This is a genomic window from Exiguobacterium sp. s16 (assembly GCF_018618115.1).
GTDB classification, from domain to species: domain Bacteria; phylum Bacillota; class Bacilli; order Exiguobacteriales; family Exiguobacteriaceae; genus Exiguobacterium; species Exiguobacterium mexicanum_A.
Genome location: NZ_JACSLM010000001.1, coordinates 413,190 through 439,286, shown reverse-complemented (window position 1 = coordinate 439,286; position 26,097 = coordinate 413,190). Strand labels below are relative to the sequence as shown.

Annotated in this window: 23 protein-coding genes and 1 pseudogene; 1 reads left to right on the top strand and 23 read right to left on the bottom strand. The window is 55.5% G+C overall.

The window, feature by feature from the left end:
• Position 1 precedes the first annotated feature (1 nt).
• The 9 genes and pseudogenes from KNP86_RS02270 to gmk all read right to left on the bottom strand — a co-directional run bounded on the left by KNP86_RS02270 (position 2) and on the right by gmk (position 8,987).
• Positions 2-736, bottom strand: coding sequence for a Stp1/IreP family PP2C-type Ser/Thr phosphatase (locus KNP86_RS02270; protein WP_034777132.1), 735 nt, complete (start codon positions 734-736; stop codon positions 2-4).
• An 8-nt stretch (positions 737-744) separates the two neighbouring features.
• On the bottom strand, positions 745-1,830 hold the full coding sequence (rlmN, locus tag KNP86_RS02265) for a dual-specificity RNA methyltransferase RlmN (RefSeq protein ID WP_034777130.1): 1,086 nt from the start codon (positions 1,828-1,830) through the stop codon (positions 745-747).
• A gap of 2 nt (positions 1,831-1,832) precedes the next feature.
• A complete protein-coding gene (gene rsmB / locus KNP86_RS02260; RefSeq protein ID WP_034777128.1) occupies positions 1,833-3,161 on the bottom strand; it encodes a 16S rRNA (cytosine(967)-C(5))-methyltransferase RsmB in 1,329 nt (442 codons plus the stop codon).
• A gap of 1 nt (position 3,162) precedes the next feature.
• Complete coding sequence (gene fmt, locus KNP86_RS02255; RefSeq protein WP_308162237.1) at positions 3,163-4,077, bottom strand: methionyl-tRNA formyltransferase; 915 nt, start codon at positions 4,075-4,077, stop codon at positions 3,163-3,165.
• A gap of 39 nt (positions 4,078-4,116) precedes the next feature.
• Positions 4,117-4,548 (bottom strand): annotated as a pseudogene (gene def / locus KNP86_RS15750) (peptide deformylase); the annotation flags it as partial.
• Between the two features lie 11 nt (positions 4,549-4,559).
• Positions 4,560-6,884 carry a primosomal protein N' gene (priA, locus tag KNP86_RS02250; RefSeq protein ID WP_214752680.1) on the bottom strand — a complete coding sequence of 775 codons (2,325 nt, stop codon included), beginning with the start codon at positions 6,882-6,884 and terminating at the stop codon, positions 4,560-4,562.
• Positions 6,881-8,071: a bifunctional phosphopantothenoylcysteine decarboxylase/phosphopantothenate--cysteine ligase CoaBC gene (gene coaBC, locus KNP86_RS02245; RefSeq protein WP_214752678.1), complete on the bottom strand. Its 1,191-nt coding sequence runs from the start codon at positions 8,069-8,071 to the stop codon at positions 6,881-6,883. The genes priA and coaBC overlap by 4 nt, the downstream gene beginning before the upstream one ends.
• A 59-nt stretch (positions 8,072-8,130) precedes the next feature.
• Positions 8,131-8,340 carry a DNA-directed RNA polymerase subunit omega gene (gene rpoZ, locus KNP86_RS02240; protein WP_034777123.1) on the bottom strand — a complete coding sequence of 70 codons (210 nt, stop codon included), beginning with the start codon at positions 8,338-8,340 and terminating at the stop codon, positions 8,131-8,133.
• Complete coding sequence (gene gmk / locus KNP86_RS02235; protein ID WP_052090097.1) at positions 8,340-8,987, bottom strand: guanylate kinase; 648 nt, start codon at positions 8,985-8,987, stop codon at positions 8,340-8,342. The genes rpoZ and gmk overlap by 1 nt, the downstream gene beginning before the upstream one ends.
• Before the next feature lie 131 nt (positions 8,988-9,118).
• On the opposite strand from gmk, the gene KNP86_RS02230 reads away from it, so the two are divergent.
• A complete protein-coding gene (locus KNP86_RS02230; RefSeq protein ID WP_138859638.1) occupies positions 9,119-10,807 on the top strand; it encodes an Rqc2 family fibronectin-binding protein in 1,689 nt (562 codons plus the stop codon).
• A gap of 397 nt (positions 10,808-11,204) precedes the next feature.
• Here the strand turns inward: KNP86_RS02230 and KNP86_RS02225 are convergent, their stop codons facing one another.
• From KNP86_RS02225 to lspA, 14 genes are all read right to left on the bottom strand, one after another.
• Positions 11,205-12,140, bottom strand: a complete 936-nt coding sequence (locus KNP86_RS02225) for an FUSC family protein (protein WP_034777117.1) — start codon at positions 12,138-12,140, stop codon at positions 11,205-11,207.
• Complete coding sequence (locus KNP86_RS02220) at positions 12,137-12,937, bottom strand: hypothetical protein (RefSeq protein WP_251128221.1); 801 nt, start codon at positions 12,935-12,937, stop codon at positions 12,137-12,139. Before KNP86_RS02220 ends, KNP86_RS02225 begins: the two co-directional genes overlap by 4 nt.
• A 134-nt stretch (positions 12,938-13,071) precedes the next feature.
• Positions 13,072-13,698: an orotate phosphoribosyltransferase gene (gene pyrE, locus KNP86_RS02215; protein WP_034777114.1), complete on the bottom strand. Its 627-nt coding sequence runs from the start codon at positions 13,696-13,698 to the stop codon at positions 13,072-13,074.
• Positions 13,682-14,386, bottom strand: a complete 705-nt coding sequence (pyrF, locus tag KNP86_RS02210; RefSeq protein WP_214752674.1) for an orotidine-5'-phosphate decarboxylase — start codon at positions 14,384-14,386, stop codon at positions 13,682-13,684. The genes pyrE and pyrF overlap by 17 nt, the downstream gene beginning before the upstream one ends.
• Positions 14,361-15,287, bottom strand: coding sequence for a dihydroorotate dehydrogenase (locus KNP86_RS02205; protein ID WP_214752672.1), 927 nt, complete (start codon positions 15,285-15,287; stop codon positions 14,361-14,363). Before KNP86_RS02205 ends, pyrF begins: the two co-directional genes overlap by 26 nt.
• A complete protein-coding gene (locus KNP86_RS02200; RefSeq protein WP_034777108.1) occupies positions 15,284-16,003 on the bottom strand; it encodes a dihydroorotate dehydrogenase electron transfer subunit in 720 nt (239 codons plus the stop codon). Before KNP86_RS02200 ends, KNP86_RS02205 begins: the two co-directional genes overlap by 4 nt.
• Positions 16,000-19,203 carry a carbamoyl-phosphate synthase large subunit gene (carB, locus tag KNP86_RS02195; protein WP_214752670.1) on the bottom strand — a complete coding sequence of 1,068 codons (3,204 nt, stop codon included), beginning with the start codon at positions 19,201-19,203 and terminating at the stop codon, positions 16,000-16,002. The genes KNP86_RS02200 and carB overlap by 4 nt, the downstream gene beginning before the upstream one ends.
• A 1-nt stretch (position 19,204) precedes the next feature.
• On the bottom strand, positions 19,205-20,287 hold the full coding sequence (locus KNP86_RS02190) for a carbamoyl phosphate synthase small subunit (RefSeq protein ID WP_214752668.1): 1,083 nt from the start codon (positions 20,285-20,287) through the stop codon (positions 19,205-19,207).
• Positions 20,265-21,545 carry a dihydroorotase gene (locus tag KNP86_RS02185; RefSeq protein ID WP_034777102.1) on the bottom strand — a complete coding sequence of 427 codons (1,281 nt, stop codon included), beginning with the start codon at positions 21,543-21,545 and terminating at the stop codon, positions 20,265-20,267. Before KNP86_RS02185 ends, KNP86_RS02190 begins: the two co-directional genes overlap by 23 nt.
• Positions 21,542-22,447 carry an aspartate carbamoyltransferase catalytic subunit gene (locus KNP86_RS02180; RefSeq protein ID WP_214710570.1) on the bottom strand — a complete coding sequence of 302 codons (906 nt, stop codon included), beginning with the start codon at positions 22,445-22,447 and terminating at the stop codon, positions 21,542-21,544. Before KNP86_RS02180 ends, KNP86_RS02185 begins: the two co-directional genes overlap by 4 nt.
• Positions 22,448-22,577: 130 nt before the next feature.
• On the bottom strand, positions 22,578-23,879 hold the full coding sequence (locus tag KNP86_RS02175) for a uracil-xanthine permease family protein (protein WP_214752666.1): 1,302 nt from the start codon (positions 23,877-23,879) through the stop codon (positions 22,578-22,580).
• Between the two features lie 48 nt (positions 23,880-23,927).
• Positions 23,928-24,461 (bottom strand): bifunctional pyr operon transcriptional regulator/uracil phosphoribosyltransferase PyrR, encoded by a 534-nt coding sequence (gene pyrR / locus KNP86_RS02170; RefSeq protein WP_034777096.1) that lies wholly within the window; start codon positions 24,459-24,461, stop codon positions 23,928-23,930.
• Positions 24,462-24,661: 200 nt separating this feature from the next.
• Positions 24,662-25,573: an RluA family pseudouridine synthase gene (locus tag KNP86_RS02165; protein ID WP_034777094.1), complete on the bottom strand. Its 912-nt coding sequence runs from the start codon at positions 25,571-25,573 to the stop codon at positions 24,662-24,664.
• Positions 25,573-26,046: a signal peptidase II gene (gene lspA / locus KNP86_RS02160; protein ID WP_034777092.1), complete on the bottom strand. Its 474-nt coding sequence runs from the start codon at positions 26,044-26,046 to the stop codon at positions 25,573-25,575. Before lspA ends, KNP86_RS02165 begins: the two co-directional genes overlap by 1 nt.
• Positions 26,047-26,097 lie beyond the last annotated feature (51 nt).

Genomic DNA, 26,097 nt, shown 5'->3' with positions numbered 1-26,097 from the left:
TTCATCCTCTCTTTCTATCTGTGAACTGGACGAGGGCAACAGTGATGTTGTCACTCCCACCCAAACGGTTGGCTCGATCGATCAATTGATCCGCCTTGACGTCCGCCGAGACGGGGCGTTCCAAGACTTGCTTGATCTCGTCATCGGTCAAATGCGTCGTCAAGCCGTCCGTACAGATTAAAATCGTGTCAAACTCGGGTTCGGCAAACACTTGCAGATCAGGTTCGACATGCTCTTTCGAGCCGATCGCACGGGTGATGATATTACGTTTCGGGTGGACGCGCATCTCTTCCTCGGTCAACTCCCCGAGCTGCTTCAACACGTTCACGTAGGAATGGTCTTCTGTCAACTGCTGAAGTTTATCGTCACGCAAGGCATACACACGACTATCCCCGACGTGGACGATGACGATCGTCTCGTCGTGCCAGCAGACACCGGCGATCGTCGTCCCCATCATGAGCAGGTTCGCTTGTTTCGAGAAATCGAGCACTTGCTCATTGGCCAGTTCCACATTGTGGCGAAACCAATTCTCCATCTCCATCGGTGAGGCCGGAAGCGTCGGGAAGGCACGACGAAACTGCTCGATGACGAGCTGACTCGCGACCTCCCCGGCTTCATGCCCTCCCATACCGTCGGCCACGAGTGCGATCCCGGCGTGCTCGTCCCCTAAAATCAAGACGGCATCCTCGTTTTGCGCTCTCACTTGCCCCCGGTCGGTTCGGTATGCTAATTCCATCTTCCTGATTACCTCGTTTCTTGTTCGCGCTCCTTCGCTCGAAGCTGCCCACAAGCCGCATCGATATCCGAACCTTGTTCGCGACGAATCGTCACGTTCACTTTTCGGTCTTTGAGCACTTTTTCAAAGGCAAAAATTTGTTTACGTGGTGTGCGGACGTAGTCGCGCTCGAGCACGTGGTTGACTGGAATCAAGTTGACGTGACATTTGACGCCTTTCAACAAGTCCGCCAACTGATGGGCGTGTTCTTCCGTGTCGTTGACACCACCGAATAAACCGTATTCGAACGTGATGCGGCGACCACTCTTCTCTGTATAGTAGTTGACGGCTTCCATCAACTTATCCAAGTTGTAGGCACGGTTGATCGGCATGAGACGAGTCCGAATCTCTGTCGTCGGCGCGTGAAGCGAAATGGCGAAGTTGATGCGCATCCCTTCATCGGCGAACTTGTAAATCTTCGGTACGATTCCACTCGTCGACACCGTAATATGGCGTGAACCGATGTTCAAGCCGTCATCGTGGTTGACCGTGCGCAAGAAGCGCATCAATTCGTCGTAGTTATCGAACGGTTCGCCGATACCCATGACGACGATCGAGTCGACTCGCTCTCCGCTCGCGTCGAGCGCGCGTTGGACGTCGAGGACTTGCGCCGTGATTTCACCGGCTTCTAAGTTACGTTTTAAACCGCCGAGTGTCGAGGCACAGAATGTGCAACCAATCCGGCAGCCGACTTGTGTCGTGACACAGACCGAGTTGCCGTACTCGTGACGCATGAGCACCGTCTCGATCGAATAACCGTCTTGAAGCTCGAACAAGAACTTGATTGTGCCGTCCTGTGATTCTTGACGGACGAGTTCTTTCAACGTCGTCAATTGGAACGCCGCGTCTAATTTCTCGCGGAGCGGTTTAGAGACGTTCGTCATATCGTCGAACGATGTCACACGTTTGACGTACATCCAGTCATATAACTGTTTCGCGCGGAACGATTTTTCTCCTGCTTCGATGAGCCACTGTTCGAGTTCTGAATACGTGAGGGAATAGAGTGACGGCTTGGCACCGACCAATGGATTTTTTTCAACTGCTTTTGGATTCATGTTTATACCTCTTTCTTGAATGCGGCGATATAGAAACCGTCCGTCCCGAACGTCGTCGGGAGTAATTTGAGTTCAGCGCGGTCCGATGACACCATCGGGCGCAATACTTGGGGAAGACGGTCTTGGAGTGTCTCATCCCACGTCAATCCGTTCGACAAAATGTAATCGGCCTGCTGCTCATTCTCAGACGGGTCGATCGTACATGTCGAGTACACTAGCGTACCACCTCGTTTGAGGAGTGGCAAGACGGCGTCGATGATTTCACGCTGGACTTTCGGCAGTCCGGCGAGAGCAGATTTGTCTTTTGTCCATTTGATATCGGGCTTGCGGCGGATGACGCCGAGTCCTGAACATGGGACATCAAGCAAAATCCGATCGAAGCTCTCCGGTTCAAACTTGTCACCGGCCTGACGGGCATCGAGGGCAAGTGCGGTCACTCCATCGATATGCAGACGCTTCGCTTGTCGTTCAATCAACTTCGCTTTATGCGGATGCAAGTCGAGCGCGACGAGCGTTCCGCCGTCCATGCGTTCGGCCGTATGCATCGCTTTCCCGCCCGGGGCGGCACAAGCGTCGAGCACGCGTTCTGTCTTCGCGGCTTGAAGCGCATCGGCGACGATCATCGAGCTCTCATCTTGAATCGACAACAAGCCCATGTCGATGAACGCCGTCGCGTGAACGTTTCCGGACTCGATGACGAGCCCGTCCGCTGACAGTTCCGACCGCGTGGCGACGACATCGACTTCAGCGAGCCGTTCAATCATCTCGTCAACGGTGACACGTTGGCGGTTGACCCGGACTGTGACCGGCGCCGGTTCGTTGTTCAATTTACACATCGCCTCGGTCGCTTCGACACCATACGTCTCCACCCATTCGGCGACGAGCCAATCAGGATGGCTATGTTCGATGGCAATCCGTTCAGCGTCTGGCAGCGTGCTCAAATCCGGGAACCCATCCCGGACGACGTTGCGCAAGACGCCATTGACGAACTTGCCGGTTCCCGAATGACCCCGTTTTTTCGCGATTTCAACCGCTTCATGCAACACGGCCCGATCCGGGATCTTGTCGAGATAAAACAGTTGATAGACGCTCATCCGCAAGAGCGGCAAGACAAATTTGTCCAATTTTTTCGGGTTTTGGACCCGCTTCTCTAAAATATAATCGAGCGTCCGTTTCCGACCGAGCGTCCCGTAGACGAGCTCCGTGTAGAGGCCGACGTCTTTCGTCGCTAATTTTTTTTGTTTCAATAGGTCGTTGACCGCAATCGTCGAATAGGCGCCGCCTTGTTCGATTTTGATTAGCGTATCAAGCGCTGCAACTCGTACGTTCATATTATCCTCCTAGTCGATCGCCGACTTGTAACTTTTGGCCGGCCCCACGCATAAATGTGGCCCCGTCCATTCGTTTTTTACCAGATGGTTGCAAATCGATCACTTTGATAGCGACCGCGTCGCCTGTCGCGACGACAAACCCATCCTCTTCAAGCCGTACAATCGTTCCCGGTTCACCCGTCCCTGACGTCTTCGACCCGAAGAACAGTTTGACCCGTTCACCCGCAATCGTCGTATACGCCGTCGGGAACGGATTCATCCCTCTGATATGGTTATAAATGTCTGTGCCGGAACGGGTCCAGTCAATCTGTTCCCGCTCCCGGCTGATGTTCGGTGCGAACGTGACGTCACGCTCGTCCTGCGGCACGGCTTCAATCCAACCAGCAAGGAAAGCAGGAAGCGTCTTGATTAACAAGTCAGACCCTGCGACCGCGAGCTTGTCGAACAACGTACCGACCGTGTCCAATTCTTCGATTGGTACGACCGTGTTGGCAATCATATCGCCGGCATCGAGCTTATCGACCATGTACATGATCGTGACGCCCGTCTCTTTGTCTCCGTCGAGGATGGCTTGATGGATTGGAGCACCACCCCGATGTTTCGGCAAGAGCGAGGCATGGACGTTGATGGCTCCATGTTTCGGCGCTTCTAACAGTTCGGTCGGAACAATTTGACCGTACGCCGCCGTCACGATCAAATCCGGTTCAAGTGCCAAGATGTCCGCATAATCGGTGCGCACCTTTTCAGGCTGTAACACCGGGATGTTGTGGCGCAGGGCACACTCTTTCACCGGCGTCGGTTTCAGTTCGCGTTTTCGTCCGACCGGCTTGTCCGGTTGCGAGACGACACCTACGACATTGTATCCTTCTTCGAGCAAGCGCTCAAGTACGGATACGGCAAACGTCGGAGTGCCCATGAAGACGATGCGTTGATCCGTCCCTTTTTCCGGCACGGCGAGTTTGTCCGTGAACAACACCCCGTCGAGATGATCGATCTCATGTTGAATCGCCCGGGCGAAGAAGCCGCTCGCCTTCACTTGTTGGGTGCGGCCCTTCAAATCCTGCGTCTTGACGACGATCGTCTCATGCCGTTCGACGAATCCGAACTCTCCCGGGATGCTCAAGCACCCTTCAAGGCCGACCTCGCTTCCCGACGTCTCGATGATCTCTGGATTGATCAACACGAGCGGTCCCGTCTCATCATCCGTATGGACGACGGCGAGCCGTTGATTCAAGTTGACCTGCGGGGCGGCCACGCCGACGCCGTCATATTCGTACATCGTGTCGAACAGTCGGTCGACCGTCTGACGCAACTTTTTATCAAATTTCGTCACCGGATCACACGTGACCCGTAAAATTTCATTTGGAATTTCTACTACTTTATACATCTGGTTCCACCTCACATGAATACGTATGGGTTTACGTCGATACTCAATTGATACTCTTTTTTACTGATCGCCTTCGCGCGTGCCTGTTGCAACGCGGCGAGGACCGGATATAGCGCCTCAGGATGTTTCGTTTTGATGAACAACTGATAGCGGAACAAGTTCTTTAGTTTAGACAACGGTGCCGGCATCGGTCCGTTCAGCCGTGACTGGGCCACATGCGCCTCGACGAAATCAGAGGCGAACAGCTCGGCCTCGGCTTGGGCGACGAGCGGACTTTCGGCCGCGAACGTGACGAGCGTGACGTACCAATACGGTGGATGGTTGCCGACTTGGCGCAACTGCATCTCACGAGCGAAAAAGGATTCATAGTCGTGCTCGCTCGCCGTCTCGATGACGTAATGGTCGGGATTGTATGTCTGCACGTATGCCTCACCTGGTAGACTTCCTCGACCGGCCCGGCCCGCGACTTGGGTGACGAGCTGGAACGTGCGCTCGGTCGCCCGGAAATCGGGCATGCCGAGTGTCGCATCCGCCGCGAGCACCCCGACGAGCGTGACGTTCGGGAAGTCGAGTCCTTTGGCGATCATTTGGGTGCCGAGCAAAATGTCGGCTTCTCCATCCTCAAAGCGTTTCAACAGTTGCTCGTGCGACCCTTTTCGGGACGTCGTGTCTTGGTCCATCCGGATGATCCGCGCCTCGGGAATGCGGTTCAACAGCTCGGTCTCGATCTTTTGCGTGCCGGTGCCGAACTGTTTGATTTTCTTGCTGTCACATGTCGGACATTTTGATGGCATCCCAATCTCATAGCCGCAGTAGTGGCATTTGAGCCGGTCACCGTGTTGGTGATACGTCAAGTTGACGGCGCAGTGCGGACAAGTGAGTCCTTCCCCGCAGTCGCGGCACATGACGAACGTCGTGAAGCCACGACGGTTGAGCAAGATGACACACTGTTCTTTTTTGGCGATGCGGTCGTTAATGGCGACAAATAAATCTTCTGAGAACATCGTCGTGTTGCCTTTGGCGAGTTCACGTCGCATATCGATAATATGGACCGGCGGCATCTCGCCCCCGTACCGCTCACTCAATTGCAGATAGCGATAGACGCCTTTTTGAGCGCGGGCGTAAGACTCGAGTGACGGGGTCGCACTACCCAGGACGACCGGGCAACCATGGTAACGGGCCCGCCAAATCGCAACGTCACGCGCATGATAGCGCGGGTTCTCTTCTTGCTTGTACGTCGTCTCATGCTCTTCATCTAAGATGAGCAGGCCGATGTTCTCGAGCGGGGCGAAGATGGCCGAGCGTGCCCCGACGACGACATCGACTTCACGCCGCTTGATCTTCCGCCATTCATCATATTTTTCCCCTTGCGACAAAGCGCTATGAAGCACAGCGACCCGGTCGCCGAAACGGCGCTTGAACCGTTTCACCATCATCGGCGTGAGCGAAATCTCCGGCACGAGCAAAATCGCCTGTTTGCCTTCATCAACGACTTGACCGATCGCTTCGAGGTAGACTTCTGTCTTCCCACTGCCGGTGACCCCATGCAGGAGCAACGTCTCCCCGGCTTCCGCGTCACGGATGGCATGAACGGCCGTCGCTTGACTCTCGTTCAATTGGACCGTCTCAACGACCTGTTCGATCGTGGCATACGGGTCGCGATTCAGTTCGACCTCGGTCACTTTGACGGCACCGAGCGACTCCATTTTTTGCAGTTGGGCGCGCGATAGCCCGATTTGACGTAACGACGACCAATACATGCGCGGTACGTCCTTTAGCAACTCAATCGCTTCTTGTTGTTTCTTCGCACGGGCCGGGATGAGAGTTGCATCAATCAGTTCGATGACGAGGTCCGTCTTGACCGTCCGTTTCTCTTTTAACACCGGCGCAAGCAAGATGTCCCCTTTTTTGGCGAGCGCCAAGATGATGGACTGCGTCTCTTTCGGGTACTCCGAAAGATGGGTACCGGCCCGGACGCCGTCCGGTAGCGTCTCGCCTTTAATCTCTTTGTCGTAGCTCACTTTCAGCGCCGCCGGCAGCATCGCGAGAAGCGCCGACGACCGGAAGCAGAGCGTCGTCTCTTTCACGTGTGTCGATAAGTCGAGCAACTCGTCCGTCAGAGAAGATTCTTCATCTAATAGGGCTTCAAGTGGCTTCAAGCCTTCACGTGTCCCTTCCGAGACACCCGTCACGATCCCGAGCAGGCGTCGTGAGCCGAACGGGACCGAGACGCGCATGCCCGGCTCGATCAATGTCTCGAACTGGGATGGGACCTCATAATCGAACGGACGATCGATCGTGATGACCGGGGCGTCGACATGGACGTGGGCGATCATCGTAAATCTTCCTTAAAGTGGGTGAGCAACTCGACGGCGAGCTCGCGTTTGCTTTGACGAGGCAAGCGGACATGCGCCCCATCCGCCCGGAACAACATGACCTCGTTGTCGTCAGAGCGGAAACCGATATCCGGCTGCGACACATCATTCGCGACGAGGTAGTCGACCCGCTTACGGGCGATTTTATCGCGTGCATGTTGCTCGAGGTTCTCCGTCTCGGCCGCAAAACCGACGAGGAGCTGATGCGTCTTCTTCTCACCGAGTGTCTTCAAGATATCGGTCGTCTCTTCAAGCTCGATCGTCAACGGCCCGTGTACTTTTTTGTGTTTCTCGGTGTGGACCGTCTTCGGACGATAGTCGGCGACGGCTGCCGATTTGATGACGAGATCTTGGTCATCGAAACGTGCGAGCACCGTCTCGAGCATATCTTTCCCCGATTCGACGGCGATGGCGGTCACACCGTCCGGAATCGGTACTTGCAGCGGACCATGGACGAGCGTGACGAAGGCACCCATATCGCGGGCCGCCTCGGCGAGCGCGACGCCCATCTTGCCTGACGAGTCGTTCGATAAGAAACGGACCGGGTCGATGCGTTCGACCGTCGGCCCCGCCGTGATCAATACTTGCTTCCCGAGCAGATGTTTCGGGACGAACTGGCTCTCGATAATCCGGATGAGGTCTTCCGGTTCCGGCAGACGTCCCCCGCCGACCCAGCCGCAGGCAAGGTTGCCGACACCGGGCTCGATGATTTGATAACCGAACGTTTTGAGCGTTTCGATATTGCGGCGTGTGGCCGGGTGTTCGAGCATATTGACGTTCATCGCCGGTGAGACGATGATCGGGCATTTGGCCGCTAAAATCGAGGTCGTGATGAAGTCATCGGCAATACCGGCCGCGAGTTTCGCGATCATGTTCGCCGTGGCAGGTGCGACGACGATCAAATCACTCGTGTCGACGACGTCGATGTGGGCGATTTTGGTCGGGTCGTGTTCCTCGAACACGTCGGTGTATACCGGATTGCGGCTGAGCGCCTGAAACGTCGCTTTCCCGACGAACTCCTCGGCTGAGGCGGTCATCGCCACGCGCACGTTCGCACCGGCCTGGACGAGTTTCGAAGTGAGCGCGCACGCCTTATACGCCGCGATCCCGCCGCTCACACAAAGCAAGATATTCCGATCGTTCAACATTCACATTTCTCCCCCTTATAGACAATGAGACCCAAGTCGCATCCGACTTGGGTCACAATTCATCCGTTGTTTTTTTCGTTCGTGATGATTGTCGTGTCACCCGAGAATATTTCTTCTAGCGCTTGACCGACCGGCTTATACGATTTTGGCACGGCGATTTTCGCTGCTTTTCCGTCCTGGATTTGGCGGGCCCGCTTCGCGGCCACCGTCACGATCGTGTATTTCGACGGGATGATACGTTGTAAGGCATCAATCGAAGGGTATAACATTAAATGACCTCCATCATGGCTTTTTTATAGAGAGATGCGACACGTTCACGTTTACAATGTTCGGCCGTCACGATCGCTTTGATACGATCAATCGCTTTGTCCACTTCATCATTCGTAACGACGTAATCGTATGCATCCATCAATTCAATTTCTTCCCGGGCGACGAGCAAGCGTTGCTTGATCACATCTTCCGATTCCGTACCTCGACCGACTAAGCGGTTGCGTAGTTCTTGCAAGCTTGGCGGAGCCAAGAATAAAAAGACCGCTTCCGGGAAACGCTCTTTCACTTGGAAAGCACCTTGGACTTCAATCTCAAGGATGACGTCTCTTCCGCTCTCGAGTGTCTCACGAACCCATTCGACCGGTGTCCCATAATAGTTGCCGACAAATTCAGCGTGTTCGAGCAATTGATCGTGCTCGATCATGTCTTCAAATTGTTCTCTCGTCTTAAAGAAGTAATGCACGCCTTCCACTTCCCCTTCACGCGGTTTCCGGGTCGTCGCCGAGACCGAATATTGAAGGTTGTTGTCCTCTTCCTCACGGAGCACGCGGCACACTGTCCCTTTACCGACGCCACTCGGGCCAGACAAGACGATTAATAATCCTCGTTCTTTAAAATTCACTGCAAGACCTCCATCTTCTAACATCACATTTAATTATAATAGCAGTCAATCAATTGTTCCGGCAAGAAGAAGTTCGGATTTCCTACTTCATCGTACCATATTTTCCATGAATCTGATAACGTAGAGACAGAAAAAGAACAAAGGTGATGAGACTAGTGGCATATGATGGATTAATGACATATCGTGTTGTAACAGAATTACAAGCTCTTGTCGGAGGGCGAATCAATCGCGTGCACCAACCGTATTCCCTCGACTTGATGATTCAAGTCCGATCGAACCGCCAAAGCGTCCAATTGCTCGTTTCGGCGAACGCGATGTACGCGCGGCTCCAATTAACGGATAATCCGACCAAGAACCCGCAAGAACCCCCGATGTTTTGCATGATGCTCCGCAAACATATCGAAGGTGGCTTCATCACGGCGGTCGAACAAATCGGACGTGACCGTGTCATCGTCTTGTCGATTCGTTCACGAAACGAGCTCGGCGACGAAGAGAACAAGAAAGTGTATATCGAATTGATGGGACGGCACTCGAACGTCGTGTTGACGAACGAGGACGGCAAAATTTTGGACGCGATCAAGCACTTGCCACCGTCACAGAACACGTACCGGACGATCATGCCGGGCAGCGATTACTTATTGCCGCCGGCCCAAGACAAGTGCGACCCGTTGACAGAACGTGAGGCCGGCTTGAAGCGAATCGATTGGAATGCCGGAAAACTTGATAAACAACTTGTCGCCAGTTTCGCAGGTCTGAGCCCGCAGATTGCACAAGAAATCGTCCATCGGGCCAAACTCCCGAACCGGGCAAGCATCGAAGAGGCGTTCATCGGTGTGATGGCCGACCTCGAAGGACCGTTCGTTTTCCAACAGCTCGCTTCCGGAAAAGAACGTTTCAGTCCGATCGTGCTCACGTCAGGAGAGATTACCGCCGAAGAACGCTACGAGACGAGCAAAGACGTCCTCGACCGCTTCTTCTATGAAAAAGCGAACCGGGACCGCGTCAAACAACAGGCGCATGATGTCGAACGTTTGCTCAAGTCCGAGCTCGAGAAGAACATCTTGAAGCGGAAGCGTCTGCTCGACGACTTGAAGGCGACGGAACGGTCCGATGAGCTCCAAAAATACGGTGAACTGTTGACGACGTACTTGTTCCAACTTGAGAAAGGCATGACCGTCGCTCACGTCGTCGACTACTACGACGAAGAAGGCGGTATGATCGACATTCCGCTCAATCCGCTCAAGACGCCAAACGAAAACGCACAAGCCTACTATAAGAAATACAACAAGTTGAAAGTCGCCAAAATCGAAGTGCAAAAGCAAATCGAATTGAACGACGCCGAGATTCACTATTTAGAGACGCTCGTCGCCCAACTCGATGTCGCCTCGCCGGCCGATATCGTCGAGATTCGGGAAGAGTTGGCCGAAGGCGGCTATATGAAACAACGAAGCCAAAAGAAAAAGCAGACGAAAAAAGTCACGCTCGAAGCGTATACGTCGTCGACGGGGACAGAGTTCTTCGTCGGGAAGAACAATACGCAAAACGATCATTTGACGTTTAAATTCGCCCGCCGCGATGAGATTTGGCTCCACGTGAAAGACATTCCTGGATCCCATGTCATCATCCGTTCGAGCGAGCCTGACGAGACGACGCTGCTCGAAGCCGCGACAGTCGCCGCCTACTTCTCGAAGGCCCGTGCCTCGAGCGGTGTGCCGGTCGATTACACGAAAGCGCGCTACGTGAAAAAGCCGAGCGGCGCCAAACCTGGATTCGTCATCTATACGGATCAGCAGACGGTGTACGTTACGCCGGATGAGCGACTCGTCAAATCACTCCAGCAATGAGTTCAGGCCACGTCACATGACGTGGTCTTGTTTGTGACTTGCATAGAAATCGATGCTTACCGCCGGCACCCTCCGTTCCTGGGGCGATGCGGATGCCTCCGCAGTGCGTACCGCACTTTACGGGGTCATCCTTGCATCGCTCTCCCCTAGGAGTTCGGGTGCCGGCCCGGGCATCGGTTGGTCCTGCTTCTTTTTGGTTTTCCTCTAATACGTAAAGATGAAAGATTGCTTGTCCGTGGCGCCGGAGACTCCTACAGGATAGCAATCCGACGGAGACCCAGCAGCGACGCTAGTCGCGATGCGGCTCCGGGATTGCCTGTGGAAAGCGAAGGCGCCTAAAGGACGAGCTCTCAATCAATCATAAAGCAAGGCCCCGTCGCTAAAACGGGGCCTTGCTTCATTTCGGATTATGTTTGAACGCTTCGAGCTGTTCATGATAGTCGAGCAAGTGCCCATGTAAAATTTCAGAAACGGATAGATCCTCGTGCGGCAACGTGAACAGCGAATACGGTTTGTCACACGTGTAGAGGATGTCGTGATGATGCGCAAGGAGATATAAAAACTCGGATTCGAACGCCCGGCGTTCTTCCTCACCCATCAATAATAGTGCCTCGCGGTGTTCGGCGAGACTCTCGAGCAGCAAGACGAGCTTATCCTCAAGGTGAATCAATAGACGATACTGTTTGATCGTCAAATGCTTCAATGTCACGTTCGTCACTTTCATGTCTTCTTGGAGCATCATGTGCAGCTCCTGATGCCCGAGGATGCGGGCCCGCGTCTCGAGCAATTCTGATGGGGATCCGACAAGTTCGCGCCAATGGTGGAACATGTAGGCCGATGTCTTTCGAATCTCACTGAGCAACCGATCTTCATAACGAGGCGGCAGGAACGCATAGTTCACTCCGAGCGAGACGAAAACACCGACGGCCGTCAAAAGCGAACGGGTCCACGCATAATGGAAGAAGTCGGTCGTCGGGTTCTCGAGCATGAGCACGATTGCGAACGCCGCGTACGTCGACATGTGTGTCTTATCGAACGTCGTGTTGAGCGTGAGCGCCACGATGACGGCGAGCCCGATCGAGATCGGGTTGACTCCGAACGCGTAGACGATCAAGAGACCGCACATGAGCCCGACAATCGTCCCGAAGATTCGACTGAAGACGATATTTGATGACCGTTTCACGGTCGGTTGCATCGCGACGACGGCCGCGATGGCCCCCATGCCTGAATAGATGCCAAACACGTACCACGACAAGGCGATCGTGATGGCGACGGCAATCCCCGTCTTTAATGTCCGGAGTCCGACTTTAGGGATGTAACGTTTGTTGATCATTTAAGTTCGACCTTTCCTGTCTCGGAAATGAGTTCGATATTCGGTCGGTTCGAGTTCGACAGATGATACACGCCGCCCCCGATTTCCTTGAACCGCTCGGATGCTGTCACGTTGCCGGACGTGGTGACGTTCACTTGTCCGGTCGCATTGCGCGGCTCGTAGGCGAGCGTCCCAGCCTCGGTCTGAACCGTCAAGCTTTGATTGACGACGATGTCACCCACGGCCGCATTCCGATAGGAGCGGATATTTCCCGTGACGACCCGGACGGTCTCTAGTGTCGCATCACTCCGCGTCTCGACACGAAGTCGATCACTTTCGAGTTTCTTTACATTGACTGCGTTCGCCTCCAAGACAATCGTCTTGGCAATCAATCCTTGTCCCGTCACTTGCTCGGCCTCGACATCGATTGACGTCATCGAGCTCGGCAAGGCGACGCGAATTTTATAGCGGGACGGCTCATCGCTCGCCCGGCTGCCGAATTGACTCAGTTGGCCATACCGCTCGACGACCGAGATTGTGTCGCCGACCGACTTGACTTTGATGCGACGCTCTTTCGAGTTCGTCTGCAACACGTCAATCTGAACCTTCTCATTCGTGCTCCGAACAAATTCGACGTTGCCATGCGCCGTCTCGAGCCGAAGCCTCTTCATCTGGTATCGGTCCTCGTACGTGTCCCCGAGTGCCAACACATGGCTGAATATGAATAAATTCAAGAAAAAAATGAGGGGCAAGACGGTGAGGACGAGTCCGAACGCGATTTTACGATGTTTCGGGATCGCTTGAAAGCGAGCTTTCAAGGACTTTCCCTTCATTCTAGAATACGCCATACACATCTCCTTTATTAACTGCTTTCCCTATTCTAACACGTTCAGTATGCCATGTTACCAATTGAAAAAGAATCCGCCCGGAGGTGGATTCTTAGAAAGGTAGATTACGATGTGACACGAGCGCTCCAACCTGTCGGATCATTCCGCCAGTCACGTAAAGTAGCAGCCTCTTCTTTACTGATGATGCGCTTCTTGACGGCGACGTCGAGCACATCCAACAGTGTAATCAGCGCGTGCGCTGTGAAGCCGGAGTCCAACAAATTGATGTGAAGACGGCTCAGACTGTAGGAAAAGATCGCTTGAATCTTGATCACTTCCCCGCCGGCTTTCTGGATCGCTTTGGCGGCCTCGATGCTCGATGATCCGGTCGACAACAAATCTTCAATCACGACGACACGAGCGCCAGGCTCGAACCGACCTTCGATTTGATTCCCTTTCCCATGTCCTTTCGCACTCGAACGGACGTAGACGAGCGGCAAGCCGAGCCGGTCGGCGACAAGCGTCGCATGAGGAATTCCCGCTGTCGCTGTCCCGGCGATGACATCGGCGTTGAGCGGACGGATCGCTTCGACGAGCGCATCGATGATGAGATTGCGGACGTCAGGATAGCTGAGCGTCAAACGGTTGTCACAATAAATCGGACTCTTCATCCCGCTCGACCATGTATACGGGTTCTCGGGAGAAAGGGTCACGGCCTCGATCTGTAATAAAGCTTCAGCGATTTGTCTCATAAGTTCGACTCCATTCCTGTAAGTAGTATTCATATGCGGCGTTCGGGTCTTCGGCCCGGGTGATCGGCCGGCCGACGACGATGGCCGACACGCCGGCCTCACGCGCCGCTTTTGGTGTGGCGGTCCGGACTTGATCGTCTACTGTCTCGTTCATTCGGATACCCGGCGTCACGGTCAAAAATGAAGAGCCGAGTGCTTGGTGAATCGCGCGGGCCTCATGCACGGACGCGACGACCCCGTCGAGTCCGGCCCGACCGGCCATGGTTGCCTGGCGAAGGACAGCCTGCTCCAGACCGCCTTTGATGTTTAATTCTTCAGAAAGCATCCGTTCATCGGTCGACGTCAACTGGGTGACCCCAATCAATTTCGTCGTATCGGTCACATCACGTAAGCCGTCCAAGGCGTAGCGCATCATCGTTTCGCCGCCGAGTGTATGGACGTTCGTCAATTCGACGCCGAGGCGGCCGATTTGACGGAGCGTCCGCCGTGCCGTCTCCGGGATGTCGTGGACTTTGATGTCTAAAAAGACGGGGTATCCATTGTCGACGAGTTGCTCGACAAAACGCCCTCCTTCCCGATAGAACAGCTCCATCCCGACTTTAACGGCTGGTTTCTGATTAATTCGTTCCAATAGACGGAACGCGTCGGCGCCCGTCTCGACATCAAGCGCGAGATACAGTCTGTTCATAAGCTTTCCCCCTGATGTCTAAAATGTGATCGATGCCAAGTTCGTCAAGTCGTCCCGGCAACGCTTCGATGATTTCTTGACAGACGTACGGGTTCTCAAAATTGGCCGTTCCGACCGCGACCGCTGAGGCACCTGCGTAGATAAACTCTAATACGTCGTCCACCGTCCGCACGCCGCCCATCCCGATAATCGGGATATCGACGGCCTGAGCGACTTCATACACCATCCGAATGGCGACCGGTTTGACGGCAGGGCCGGACAAGCCCCCGATTCGATTGGCGAGAATCGGTTGCCCGGTCGTGACGTCGATGCGCATCCCGACGAGCGTGTTGATCATCGTGATCCCGTCGGCACCGGCCGCTTCGACCGCCTTGGCCATCGCCGTGATCGATGTGACGTTCGGTGACAGTTTGACGTAAACCGGTTTCGTTGACGCCGCTTTGACAAGCCGGGTCAATTCGGCCGCCATCTCGGGATCGGTCCCGAACTGCATCCCGCCGCACTTCACGTTCGGACATGAAATGTTCAGCTCGAGCGCTTTAATGGTCGGGTCGGCACTCATCTGGCGGGCGACGTGAATATACTCTTCTGGCGTCGATCCGGCCACGTTGGCGATGATCTCGGTATCAAATCCCGACAGGAACGGAAGCTTGTTTTCGATGATGGCGTCGACACCTGGGTTTTGAAGGCCGATGGCGTTCAGCATCCCTTGCGCCGTCTCAGCGACACGGGGCGTGCCGTTGCCGAATCGCGACTCGCCTGTCGCCGCCTTAATCATAATACCGCCTAATATCGATAAGTCATAGAGTTTGGCGAACTCTTCACCGAATCCGAAACAGCCTGACGCCGGCATGATCGGGTTTTTCAACTGTAAGCCTGGCAAGTCGACGTGTAATCTCATAGCGTCACCTCTTCCGCACGAAATACCGGTCCGTCACTGCACACTTTGACGTAACCGCCTGGCGCTTCGCACACGCAAGCGAAACAAGCTCCAATGCCACACCCCATCCGATTCTCGATCGAGATATATCGCTCTTCGATATGTGACGCGGCGACTGCCTTCAACATCGGTTCCGGTCCACAGCTGAACAACACATCGGCCTCGACCCGCGCGAGCGGGCCGGTCACAAATCCCATTTCCCCATACGTTCCGTCGACCGTCGTGATGATCGTCTCCCCCAGTTCACGGAACGCGTCTTCATAAAAAATGCTCGTTTTCGTATCAAACCCGAGAATCGCCACCGTCTCAATCCCGCGTGCGGCGAGCAGACGCCGCGTGTAGTAGAGCGGCGGCACCCCGATGCCCCCACCGACGAGGACGACACGCTTGCCTGTTTGCTCGAGCGGGAAACCGTTGCCGAGCGGTCCGAGGACGTCCAAGACGTCTCCCGTCCGACGAGCGGCCAAATCTGCCGTCCCGCTGCCGATCACTTTATACAGGAACGTGACGACGTTGCCTTCGACGTTCGCGACCGAGAGCGGCCGGCGCAACAGCTCTGACGTCTTCACGTGGAAGAACGTGCCCGGCGCGACTTCTTGCGGTGCGATTTCGACTTTCATCTCCATCGTCGCTGTCGCGATCAATCGGTTCGATAAAATGGTCGCGAGTTGTCTCATACGGTCACCCCGAATGTCGTGAACGCCGGCAAACTCGTTGTTTGGAACGACAGGCTTTCGATGACTTGGAGCAGCGCCTTGACCGTATCGAGCGACGTCAGGCAGAGCACGCCTTGCTCGGCCGCGGCCCGACGGATGATGAACCCGTCTTTCGTCGCGAGGGCGTCACGCGTCGTCGTGTTCAAGACGATGTCGACTTCTCCTCGTTCGATGACGCTCAGCATCGTCTCACCAGACTCATTGATTTTCCCGACCGGATGGACCGGTAGGCCGTCTGCTGAGAGCGCCTGCGCCGTACCGGACGTGGCCATCAGGCGGAATCCGAGTCGATTGAAACGGCGGGCGATGTCGAGCGCCTCTTCCTTGTCTTGGTCGGCGACCGTCAATAGGACGTTCCCTTTCAAGGCGATCGTCATGCCGGCGGCGACGAGCCCTTTATACAGTGCTTTTTCGAGCGTACGGTCTGTCGCCATGACTTCACCGGTCGATTTCATTTCCGGCCCGAGCGACGGATCGACTTCTTTTAATTTCGCGAAACTGAACACTGGCACTTTGACCGAAATCGCGTCCGCTTCTGGATGCAGGCCGGTCCCTAACCCTAAATCTTTCAGACTCGTCCCGAGAATCGTCTGCGTGGCGATGCGCGCGATCGGCAGGCCCGTCACTTTCGAGATGAATGGGACGGTCCGGCTCGCCCGCGGGTTGACCTCGATGACGTATAAGTCGTCCGCGTAGACGAACTGGATATTGAGCAACCCTTTGATTCGGAACGCCTTGGCGAGTTTGATCGTGTAATCGACGACTTTTTCTTTCAATGCCTCACTCAATCGTTGCGGCGGATACACGGCGATCGAGTCACCCGAGTGGACCCCGGCCCGTTCGATATGTTCCATGATGCCCGGGATATAGACGTCGGTCCCGTCACAGATGGCATCGACTTCAATCTCGATGCCCGTCAAGTAGCGGTCGATGAGGACGGGACGGTCTTTCGAGGCGACGACGGCGTGGCGCATATACCGTTCGAGCTCCGAGCGCTCATAGACGATTTCCATTGCCCGGCCTCCGAGCACATATGACGGACGGACGAGTACCGGATAACCGAGCATATCGGCGCAAGCGACGGCCTCTTCGACCGTGACCGCCGTCTTGCCCGGCGGTTGGGCGAGTCGTTCGGCCGAGAGCGTCGCTTCGAACGCTTTCCGGTCTTCGGCGCGGTCGATATCTTCCAGCGACGTCCCTAAAATTTGGACCCCTTCCGCTTCGAGCGAGGCCGCCAAGTTGATCGCCGTCTGGCCGCCGAACTGGACGATGACGCCGAGCGGCTGTTCGTTGCGGATGACCTCGAGCACGTCTTCGGTCGTGAGCGGTTCGAAGTAGAGCCGGTCCGAGATCGAGAAGTCGGTCGACACCGTCTCCGGGTTATTGTTGATGATGATCGCTTCGTAGCCTGCGTCACGGATCGTCTGAATCGAGTGGACGGTCGCGTAGTCGAATTCGACACCTTGCCCGATCCGGATCGGTCCCGAACCGAGGACGAGAATCGATGGTTTGTCCGTCTTCACGGCCTCGTTCTCGACTTCGTACGTCCCGTAAAAGTATGGTGTCTCCGAAGCGAACTCGGCCGCACACGTGTCGACCATCTTATACACCGGGCGGATGCCCCAGTCGTTCCGAAGCGATGTCACCGTCTCCACAGTCTCATTCGTGATTCGGGCGATCATCTTATCGCTGAAGCCGAGACGTTTCGTCTCGATGAGGCGTTCTTTCGAAAGCGGCTCATGCTGAAGCGTCTCTTCTTGTTGCCAAATCCGAGCGAGTTTCGATAAGAAGAAACGATCGATTTTTGTCAGCTCATGCAACTGTTCTGTCGAGTAGCCGCGGCGGAGCGCCTCATAGAGCATCCACAGCCGCTCATCCGTCGGTGTAGTCAGTTCGCGGTCGAGCTCCGCGGTGCTTAGTTGCGCGAGGCGTGGCACGGCCAAGTCTTCTGTCCCGAGTTCGAGCGAACGGACGGCCTTCAAGAGTGCTTCTTCCAAATTACGGCCAATCGCCATCACTTCCCCGGTCGCTTTCATCTGCGTGCCGAGGCGACGATCAGCCGTCTCGAACTTATCGAAGGCGAAGCGCGGGATTTTAGCGACGACATAGTCGAGAGCCGGTTCGAACGAGGCGTAACTCGTCTCCGTCACCGGGTTCTTCAGCTCTGACAACTTGTATCCGACCGCCACTTTCGCAGCCAGCTTGGCGATCGGGTACCCCGTCGCTTTCGAGGCGAGCGCCGAACTGCGCGAGACACGCGGATTGACCTCGATGACGTAATACGTGAAGCTGTCCGGGTCGAGGGCGAATTGGATGTTGCATCCGCCTTCGATGCCGAGGGCGCGGATGATGTCGAGTGAGACGCTGCGAAGCATCTGATAGTCGCGGTCAGACAGTGTTTGTGTCGGTGCGAAGACGATCGAGTCGCCCGTATGGACCCCGACCGGATCAAAGTTTTCCATCGCACATACGATGATTGCCTGGTCGCTCGAATCGCGCATCACTTCATACTCGACTTCTTTCATGCCAGCGATCGATTTTTCGAGCAACACTTGTGTCACCGGGCTCGCTTTCAGTCCCGATTCGACGAACTGCTCAAATTCATTCCGGTCATGGGCGATCCCGCCACCGGTTCCTCCGAGTGTGTACGCCGGACGGATGATGATCGGGTAGCCGATCCGGTCCGCAAAGCCCCAAGCCGACTCGAGTGACTGCACGATCTCGCTTTCCGGGACCCCGTGCCCGAGTTTATACATGAGGTCGCGGAACTGTTCCCGGTCCTCAGCCTGTTCGATGGCCGATAATTTCGTCCCGAGCAATTCGACGCCGCAATCTTCAAGCACGCCGCGGCGATCGAGTTCCATCGCCAAGTTCAGGCCGGTCTGGCCGCCGAGTGTGGCGAGGAGCGCGTCCGGACGTTCTTGACGGATGATCCGCTCGACGAACTCCGGTTCGAGCGGTTCGATGTAGACGCGGTCCGCCGTCGTCGGGTCGGTCATGATCGTGGCCGGGTTCGAGTTGACGAGGATGACCTCGTATCCTTCTTCTTTCAAGGCAAGACACGCCTGGGTACCAGCATAGTCAAATTCTGCCGCCTGTCCGATGACGATCGGGCCGGATCCGATTACAAGGATTTTCTGAATATCTGGTCGTTTTGGCATGTCACATTCCTACTTTCTGTTTGTTTTCTTGGACGATCTGCATGAAGCGGTCAAATAAGTCGTTGGCGTCATATGGACCCGGTGCCGCTTCCGGATGGTATTGGACCGAGAACGTCGGATGATGCAAGTGCTTCACCCCTTCGACCGTGCCATCGTTGACGGCGCGATGCGTGACGATGAGTCCGGTCGTCGCGAGTGATGCCTCATCGACCGCGTAGCCATGGTTTTGGGATGTGATTGTCACCGCGCCGGTCTCAAGTTCGAGCACCGGATGGTTGGCGCCGCGATGGCCGAACGGGAGTTTGAACGTATTGGCCCCGCTCGCGAGTGCGATCAACTGATGGCCGAGACAAATTCCGAAAATCGGCAACACCGGCATGAGGCGCTCGATGAGCGGCAACGCCGTCGGGACGTCTTTCGGGTCCCCCGGTCCGTTCGACAGCATGACGCCGTCCGGTTCATAGCGCATCACTTCGTCGGCCGTCACGTCGTGCGGCAAGACGACGACTTCACAGTCGCGCTTCACGAGTTCACGCATGATGCCGAGTTTCGCACCGAAGTCGATGAGGGCGATACGCGGCCCGCGGCCCGTGCTGACATACGCCCGCTTTGTCGAGACGCGCTCGACTTGATCGGTCGGAAGAAGGACGTCAAAGCGATCCTGGACCGATGCCCACGTCGATTCCCCATCGACCATGACGCCGCGCATAACGCCACGTGAGCGGAGATGACGCGTCAACATCCGCGTGTCGACCCCTGCTAGACCTGGGATATTGAAGCGGAGAAGCGTATCACTGAGCGTTGCGGTCGAGCGGAAGTTCGAAGGCAAATCGCACACTTCTTTCACGATGAGTCCTTTCGCCATCGGTACGGTCGTCTCAAAATCTTCCCGGTTGACGCCGTAGTTGCCGATCAACGGGTTCGTCAGCACGATGAGCTGGTCGCAGTACGATGGGTCCGACAACATCTCCTGATACCCGGTCATCCCGGTCTGAAAGACGACTTCCCCGATCGTCTCGACGTCTGCGCCGAATGCTGTTCCTACAAATGAAGTGCCGTCCTCAAGCCATAATGTTCGTTTCATCGAATCTCCCCTTATATACGATTTTTCCAGCCGCGATCGTCATCACCGGCCAGCCTACCAGTTTCATCCCCGCGAACGGTGTGTTTTTTCCTTTCGAGCGGAATGTCGTCGGATCGACCACTTGCTCCGTCTCCGTATCGATGAGGGCAAAGTCTGCCGCCCGTCCGACTTCAATCACACCGTACGGTAACCCGAACACGTCGCTCGGACGTTTCGTCATCCAGTCGATGAGCGCCGCTTCTTCCATCTGACCCGTCTTGACGAACGTCGTGTACAAGAGCGGGAACGCTGTCTCGAATCCGGTGATGCCGAACGGGGCCCGTTCCATGCCGGCCGCTTTTTCTTCGGCCGTGTGCGGGGCGTGGTCCGTCGCGATCATATCGATCGTCCCGTCGAACAAGCCTTCAAGGAGCGCCTCACGGTCGTCACGGCTCCGGAGCGGCGGATTCATTTTAAAGTTCGGGTCGAGGCCCGGGATATCGTCTTCACAGAGGACGAGGTGATGCGGTGTCACTTCGGCCGTCACCCGGATGCCGGCTCGTTTGGCGTCGCGGATGACACGTACCGACTGTCGTGACGAGACGTGGCAGACGTGATAGTGACAGCCCGTCTCTTCGGCGATCAAGACGTCACGGGCGATATGGATGCTTTCGGCGAGGCTCGGGATGCCTTGGATGCCGTGTTCTTCACTGAACCGGCCTTCATGGACCGAACCGGCCTTGAGCGTATTGTCCTCGCAGTGGGCGACGACCGCCTTATCGAGACGTTTCGCTTCCCGCATCGCCTCACGCATCATCGCCGCCGATTGGACGCCAACTCCGTCGTCGGTGAACGCGAACGCATCTGCGAGCGAAGCCATGTCGACTTGTTCGGTGCCGAGCTGTCGTTTCGTGATGGCGGCGTATGGAAGGACGCGTACGCTTGCGTCTTGCTCGATTTTAGCCAGGAGCTGGTCCATCGTCGCCCGGTCGTCCGGTACGGGACGTGTGTTCGGCATGGCGCAGATTGTGGTGAACCCGCCGGCCGCAGCCGCCTCGGTCCCCGTTTTGATCGTCTCTTTCTTCTCCCCGCCCGGCTCGCGCAAATGAACGTGGACATCGACGAGCCCCGGAATGAGGAGCTTCCCTGTCGCATCGATCACTTCATGTCCTTCGGTCGTGCCGTCATAGTCGATTGAGCGGATTTCGCCGTCCTCGATCAATAGATTCGTCGTCCGTTTCGTGTTCCCGTCATACCAAGTTGCGTGTTGAAGTATCATAATTGTCCCCCTAATGCTCGATTTAAAATGGCCATCCGGGCGTAAACGCCGTTCGTCATCTGTGGAAAAATCCTCGACTTCGGATGTTCAATCAAACTGCCGGCGATCTCGACGTCACGGTTGACCGGTGCCGGATGCATGATGATCGCTCGTCCTTTCATTCGGTCGACGCGTTCGGGGGTCAACCCGTAGCGCGCATGATAATCTTCCTTCGAGAAGATGTCGCCCATGATGTGGCGTTCGTGCTGGACGCGGAGCAGCATGACGACGTCACAGTCCGCTAACACATCGTCGAGGTCCCGATGCTCGAGCCCCATCGACTCGTCCCACCAAGAGGCGGGGCTGCAGCCGACGACGTTCGCTCCCAGGCGTTTCAATACGCTTGCGTTCGAACGTGCGACGCGGCTATGGACGAGGTCGCCGCAGATGGCGATGTTCAACCCTTCGAACGTCTTGAACTCTTCAAAGATCGTGACGAGGTCTAACAGTGACTGCGAGGGGTGCTCCCCGCTCCCGTCACCGCCGTTCAACACCGGGATGTTCAACTTTTCAACGAGTTCATGGTAATAACCCGACTCCGGATGGCGGATGACGAGGGCATCGACCCCGATTGCCTCGAGCGTCTTGCACGTGTCGTACAGCGTCTCGCCTTTCGTCACCGATGACGTCGCCACGTCGAACGGAATCTCTTGTACTTTCAAGTGCCGTTCGGCCATTTGAAACGAATTTTTCGTTCGCGTCGAGTTTTCAAAGAACAAGTTCGCGACCGTCTTGCCGTCGAACAAGGGTGGCATGTCCCCTTGTTTGTAGCGTAGCGACTCCTCGATCAATCCCATGATTTCGTCGAGCGAGAGCGTATCCAGACTGACAAAATGCTTCGGTTGTTGTTTGATTAAGTTCATGTTCGTCTCCTCCTTTTGTGTGAAGGCAAAGAGAAAAGGCGTCTCTTCACCTACGTGAAGGGACGCCTTCATTTGGGTAGACTACACCCAAATAAACGAGCCTTCACTTTGCCGACCTCACGGGATCGAATTAAAAGTTACTTGCTTGTCGTGTATCTTCAGTTGTTTCGGCAGCAGCTTCGTCGACCGCTTCTTCTTTTGGCAAGAAGGCGTTCAAGAGGATCCCGACGACTGTGGCGAGTGCCATCCCTTGAACCGGGAAGCTTCCAAGTTGGACCATGGCCCCACCAAGTCCGATGACGAGGATGACTGAGGCGATGATGAGATTGCGTTTCTCAGCGAGGTCGACGTTGCTTTCGACCATCGTCCGCAGACCGTTCGAAGCGATGACTCCGAACAAGAGGATCGAGATGCCGCCTTTGACCGGGTTCGGGATCGTCGAGATGAACGCTTCGACGTGACCAAGGAAACCAAAGCTGATAGCCATGAGCGCTGCTCCGGCGATGACGTAGACACTGTACACTTTCGTGATGGCCATGACCCCGTTGTTCTCACCGTAAGTCGTACATGGTGGACCACCGAGCGCCGAGGCGACCGCTTTCCCGACCCCGTCGCCGAGGAGTGTCCGATGGAGACCTGGATCTTTCATCGTTTCGCGTCCGATGATTTTTGACGTGACCATTTGGTCGCCGATATGTTCCGTCATCGTGACGAGCGCGACCGGGACGATGGCGAGCAGTGCTCCGACTTGCCACATCGGCATGTAGTCGACGAACACCATCGTGAAGTCAGGCAGTTGGAACAAGCTCGCTTGACCGAGCGCCGAGTAGTCGATGATGCCGAACAGGGCAGCGATGATGTAACCACCGATGATACCGAACAAGATCGGTACGGCGCCCCATACTCCTTTGAGCGTCGTCATAGCGAACATCGTGATGCCGAGCGTGAGAAGCGCGACGGTGATGAACGTTCCATTGTAGGCACCGTCTTTGTTCATCGACATGTCAATGGCGACCGGCGCGAGCGATAAGCCGATGACCATGATGACCGGACCGACGACGACTGGCGGCAAGAGGCGCAGCAACCAGTTCACACCTGTCTTATAGATGATGAGCGAGACGACACCGTAAACCGATCCGGCGATGATGCCACCGAACAAGGCGGCTTCGACACCCCATTGCTGGCTGACGGCGATGATCGGGGCGATGTAGGCGAAACTTGACCCGAGATAGGTCGGGACTTTGAAGCGGGTAATCGCTAGGAATGAGAGCGTGGCCACACCGGAAGCAACGAGGGCGACGGACGTGCTTAGGCCCGTCAAAATCGGGACTAAAATCGTCGCTCCGAACATGGCGAAGACGTGCTGCAGGCTGAAGAGCAGCCATTGCGGTAAGTGAGCGGGACGCTCGTGGATGTTGAGGATGGGTTTCATATGTGGTTCTCCTTCCTGGCCTCTCTGGACCACCTTAAAGGTTTTGGATTATTGCTGTTTGATAAACACTTCGTCGGTCGTGTCGACTTCACTGAGTCGGACGACGACTTGTTCTGACTTCGAGGTCGGGACGTTCTTGCCGACGAAGTCTGGGCGAATCGGTAGCTCGCGGTGTCCCCGGTCGATCAAGACAGCGAGCTGGATGTAATCCGGGCGACCGTGGTCGACGAGTGCGTCCATGGCGGCTCGCACCGTCCGGCCCGTGTAGAGGACATCATCAATCAAGACGACCGTCTTGCCGTTGATGTCGTGTGGCAGTTCAGTCGCTTTTACTTCCGGGTCGAGTGACTTCTTAGACAGGTCATCCCGGTACAGCGTGATGTCTAAGTTACCGAGCGCGATCGGTTTGCCTTCGATTTCTTCGATGCGGCGGGCGAGTCGGTCGGCGAGCGTCTCGCCTCGGGTTTTAATCCCGACGAGCACGACGTTGTCCGTTCCTTTGTTGCGCTCGATGATCTCGTGAGCGATTCGGGTAAGTGCACGGCGGATGGCCGCTTCATCCAATATGGTAGAACGTTTCAAACGTTCCCCCCCTCTCTCAAATTATACAAAAAAGAAGACTTCCTCATCCGGCTGGAAAAGGAAGTCTTCATATGTGAGGGCAGACCTCTGCCTCAAATAATCGACGTGTCGTGGCCGCGGCCACAATCCTTTCACAGCCTCTCTGGACTGGGTTTAAAGGTGTTATGCTTCCTAGACTATAAATCGGAATCGGTTGAAAGTCAACGCGTTTTCTCGATTTTGTCCAATTTTGCAAGTTCCGCTTCGAAGTCGGCCGGGAGCGGCGCCTCGAATTCGAGCCATTCGTCCGTTCGTGGATGGAAGAAACCGAGCGTCGCCGCATGGAGCGCTTGTCCGTTCAATTGAATCGTGCGGCGCGGACCATATTTCGGGTCACCAGCGAGCGGATGGCCGATATAACGCATATGAACACGGATTTGGTGCGTCCGTCCCGTCTCGAGCTTACACTCGACGAGTGTGAAGTCTTTATACCGCTCGAGCAGACGGAAGTGCGTGATCGCTTCTTTCGCGTTCTTGTCCGTCACTGTCATCCGCTGACGGTCGTTCGTGTCACGCCCGATTGGCGCCTCGATCGTCCCGAGCTCATGGGCAACTTCGCCGTGGACGAGAGCGATATATTCACGCTTGATTTTACGATCCTTCAACTGGCTCGCAAGCGATTCGTGGGCCACATCGTTTTTCGCGACCATGAGGAGACCGGTCGTGTCTTTATCGATGCGGTGGACGATGCCTGGTCGTTTGACACCGTTAATACCTGACAAATCGTCACAGTGATAGAGGAGTGCGTTGACGAGCGTGCCTGACGTATGACCGGCCGCCGGATGGACGACCATGCCGCGTGCCTTGTTGACGACGATGACATCCTCGTCCTCATAAACGACGTCGAGCTTGATATTCTCTGGCAACACTTCGAGTTCAACGGCCTCCGGGACCGTCACGACGATTTCGTCACCTTCTTGCAGTTTATAGTTCGGCTTGACGACCTGGCCGTTGACGAGGAGGTCCCCCGCCTTGATCCAGTCTTGGATTTGCGAACGTGACCAGTCACTTTGTTCGCTCATCCATTTGTCGATACGTGCCTTTTCTTCGGCGACAAATGTGTAAGTTTCCATTACGATTGTCCCCTTTCTTTGTTTAATTTTTCTTCGAACAAGACGCCGATGATCATGAAGATGACCCCGAACGTGAGCGCCATATCGGCGACGTTAAAGATTGGGAAGTTGTAGCCGAACGGATACGTGTCGACGAAATCGACGACTTCACCACGAAACAGACGGTCGATGAAGTTCCCGATCGCACCGGCGAGCAATAACCCGACGCTATAACCGAGCAGATCGAACCCGTTCACTTCTTTATGCAAGAAATAAATCAATCCGACGACGACGACCGCGGTGACGATGAAGAAGAACACCATCTGCCCTTCGAGCATGCCCCAGGCCGCGCCTTTATTGCGGTAAGACGTCAAGTAGAGCAATTCTGGGATGAGCTCGATTGACTGCCCGATCGTCATCGTCTGGACGACAATCCATTTCGTTACTTGGTCGAGCAAGATGAGGAAAAGTGCTAATCCGTAATAACGTTTCATCAGATTCTCCTTTCAAGTCATAAGAAACCGGAGTGGACGATCGCCACTCCG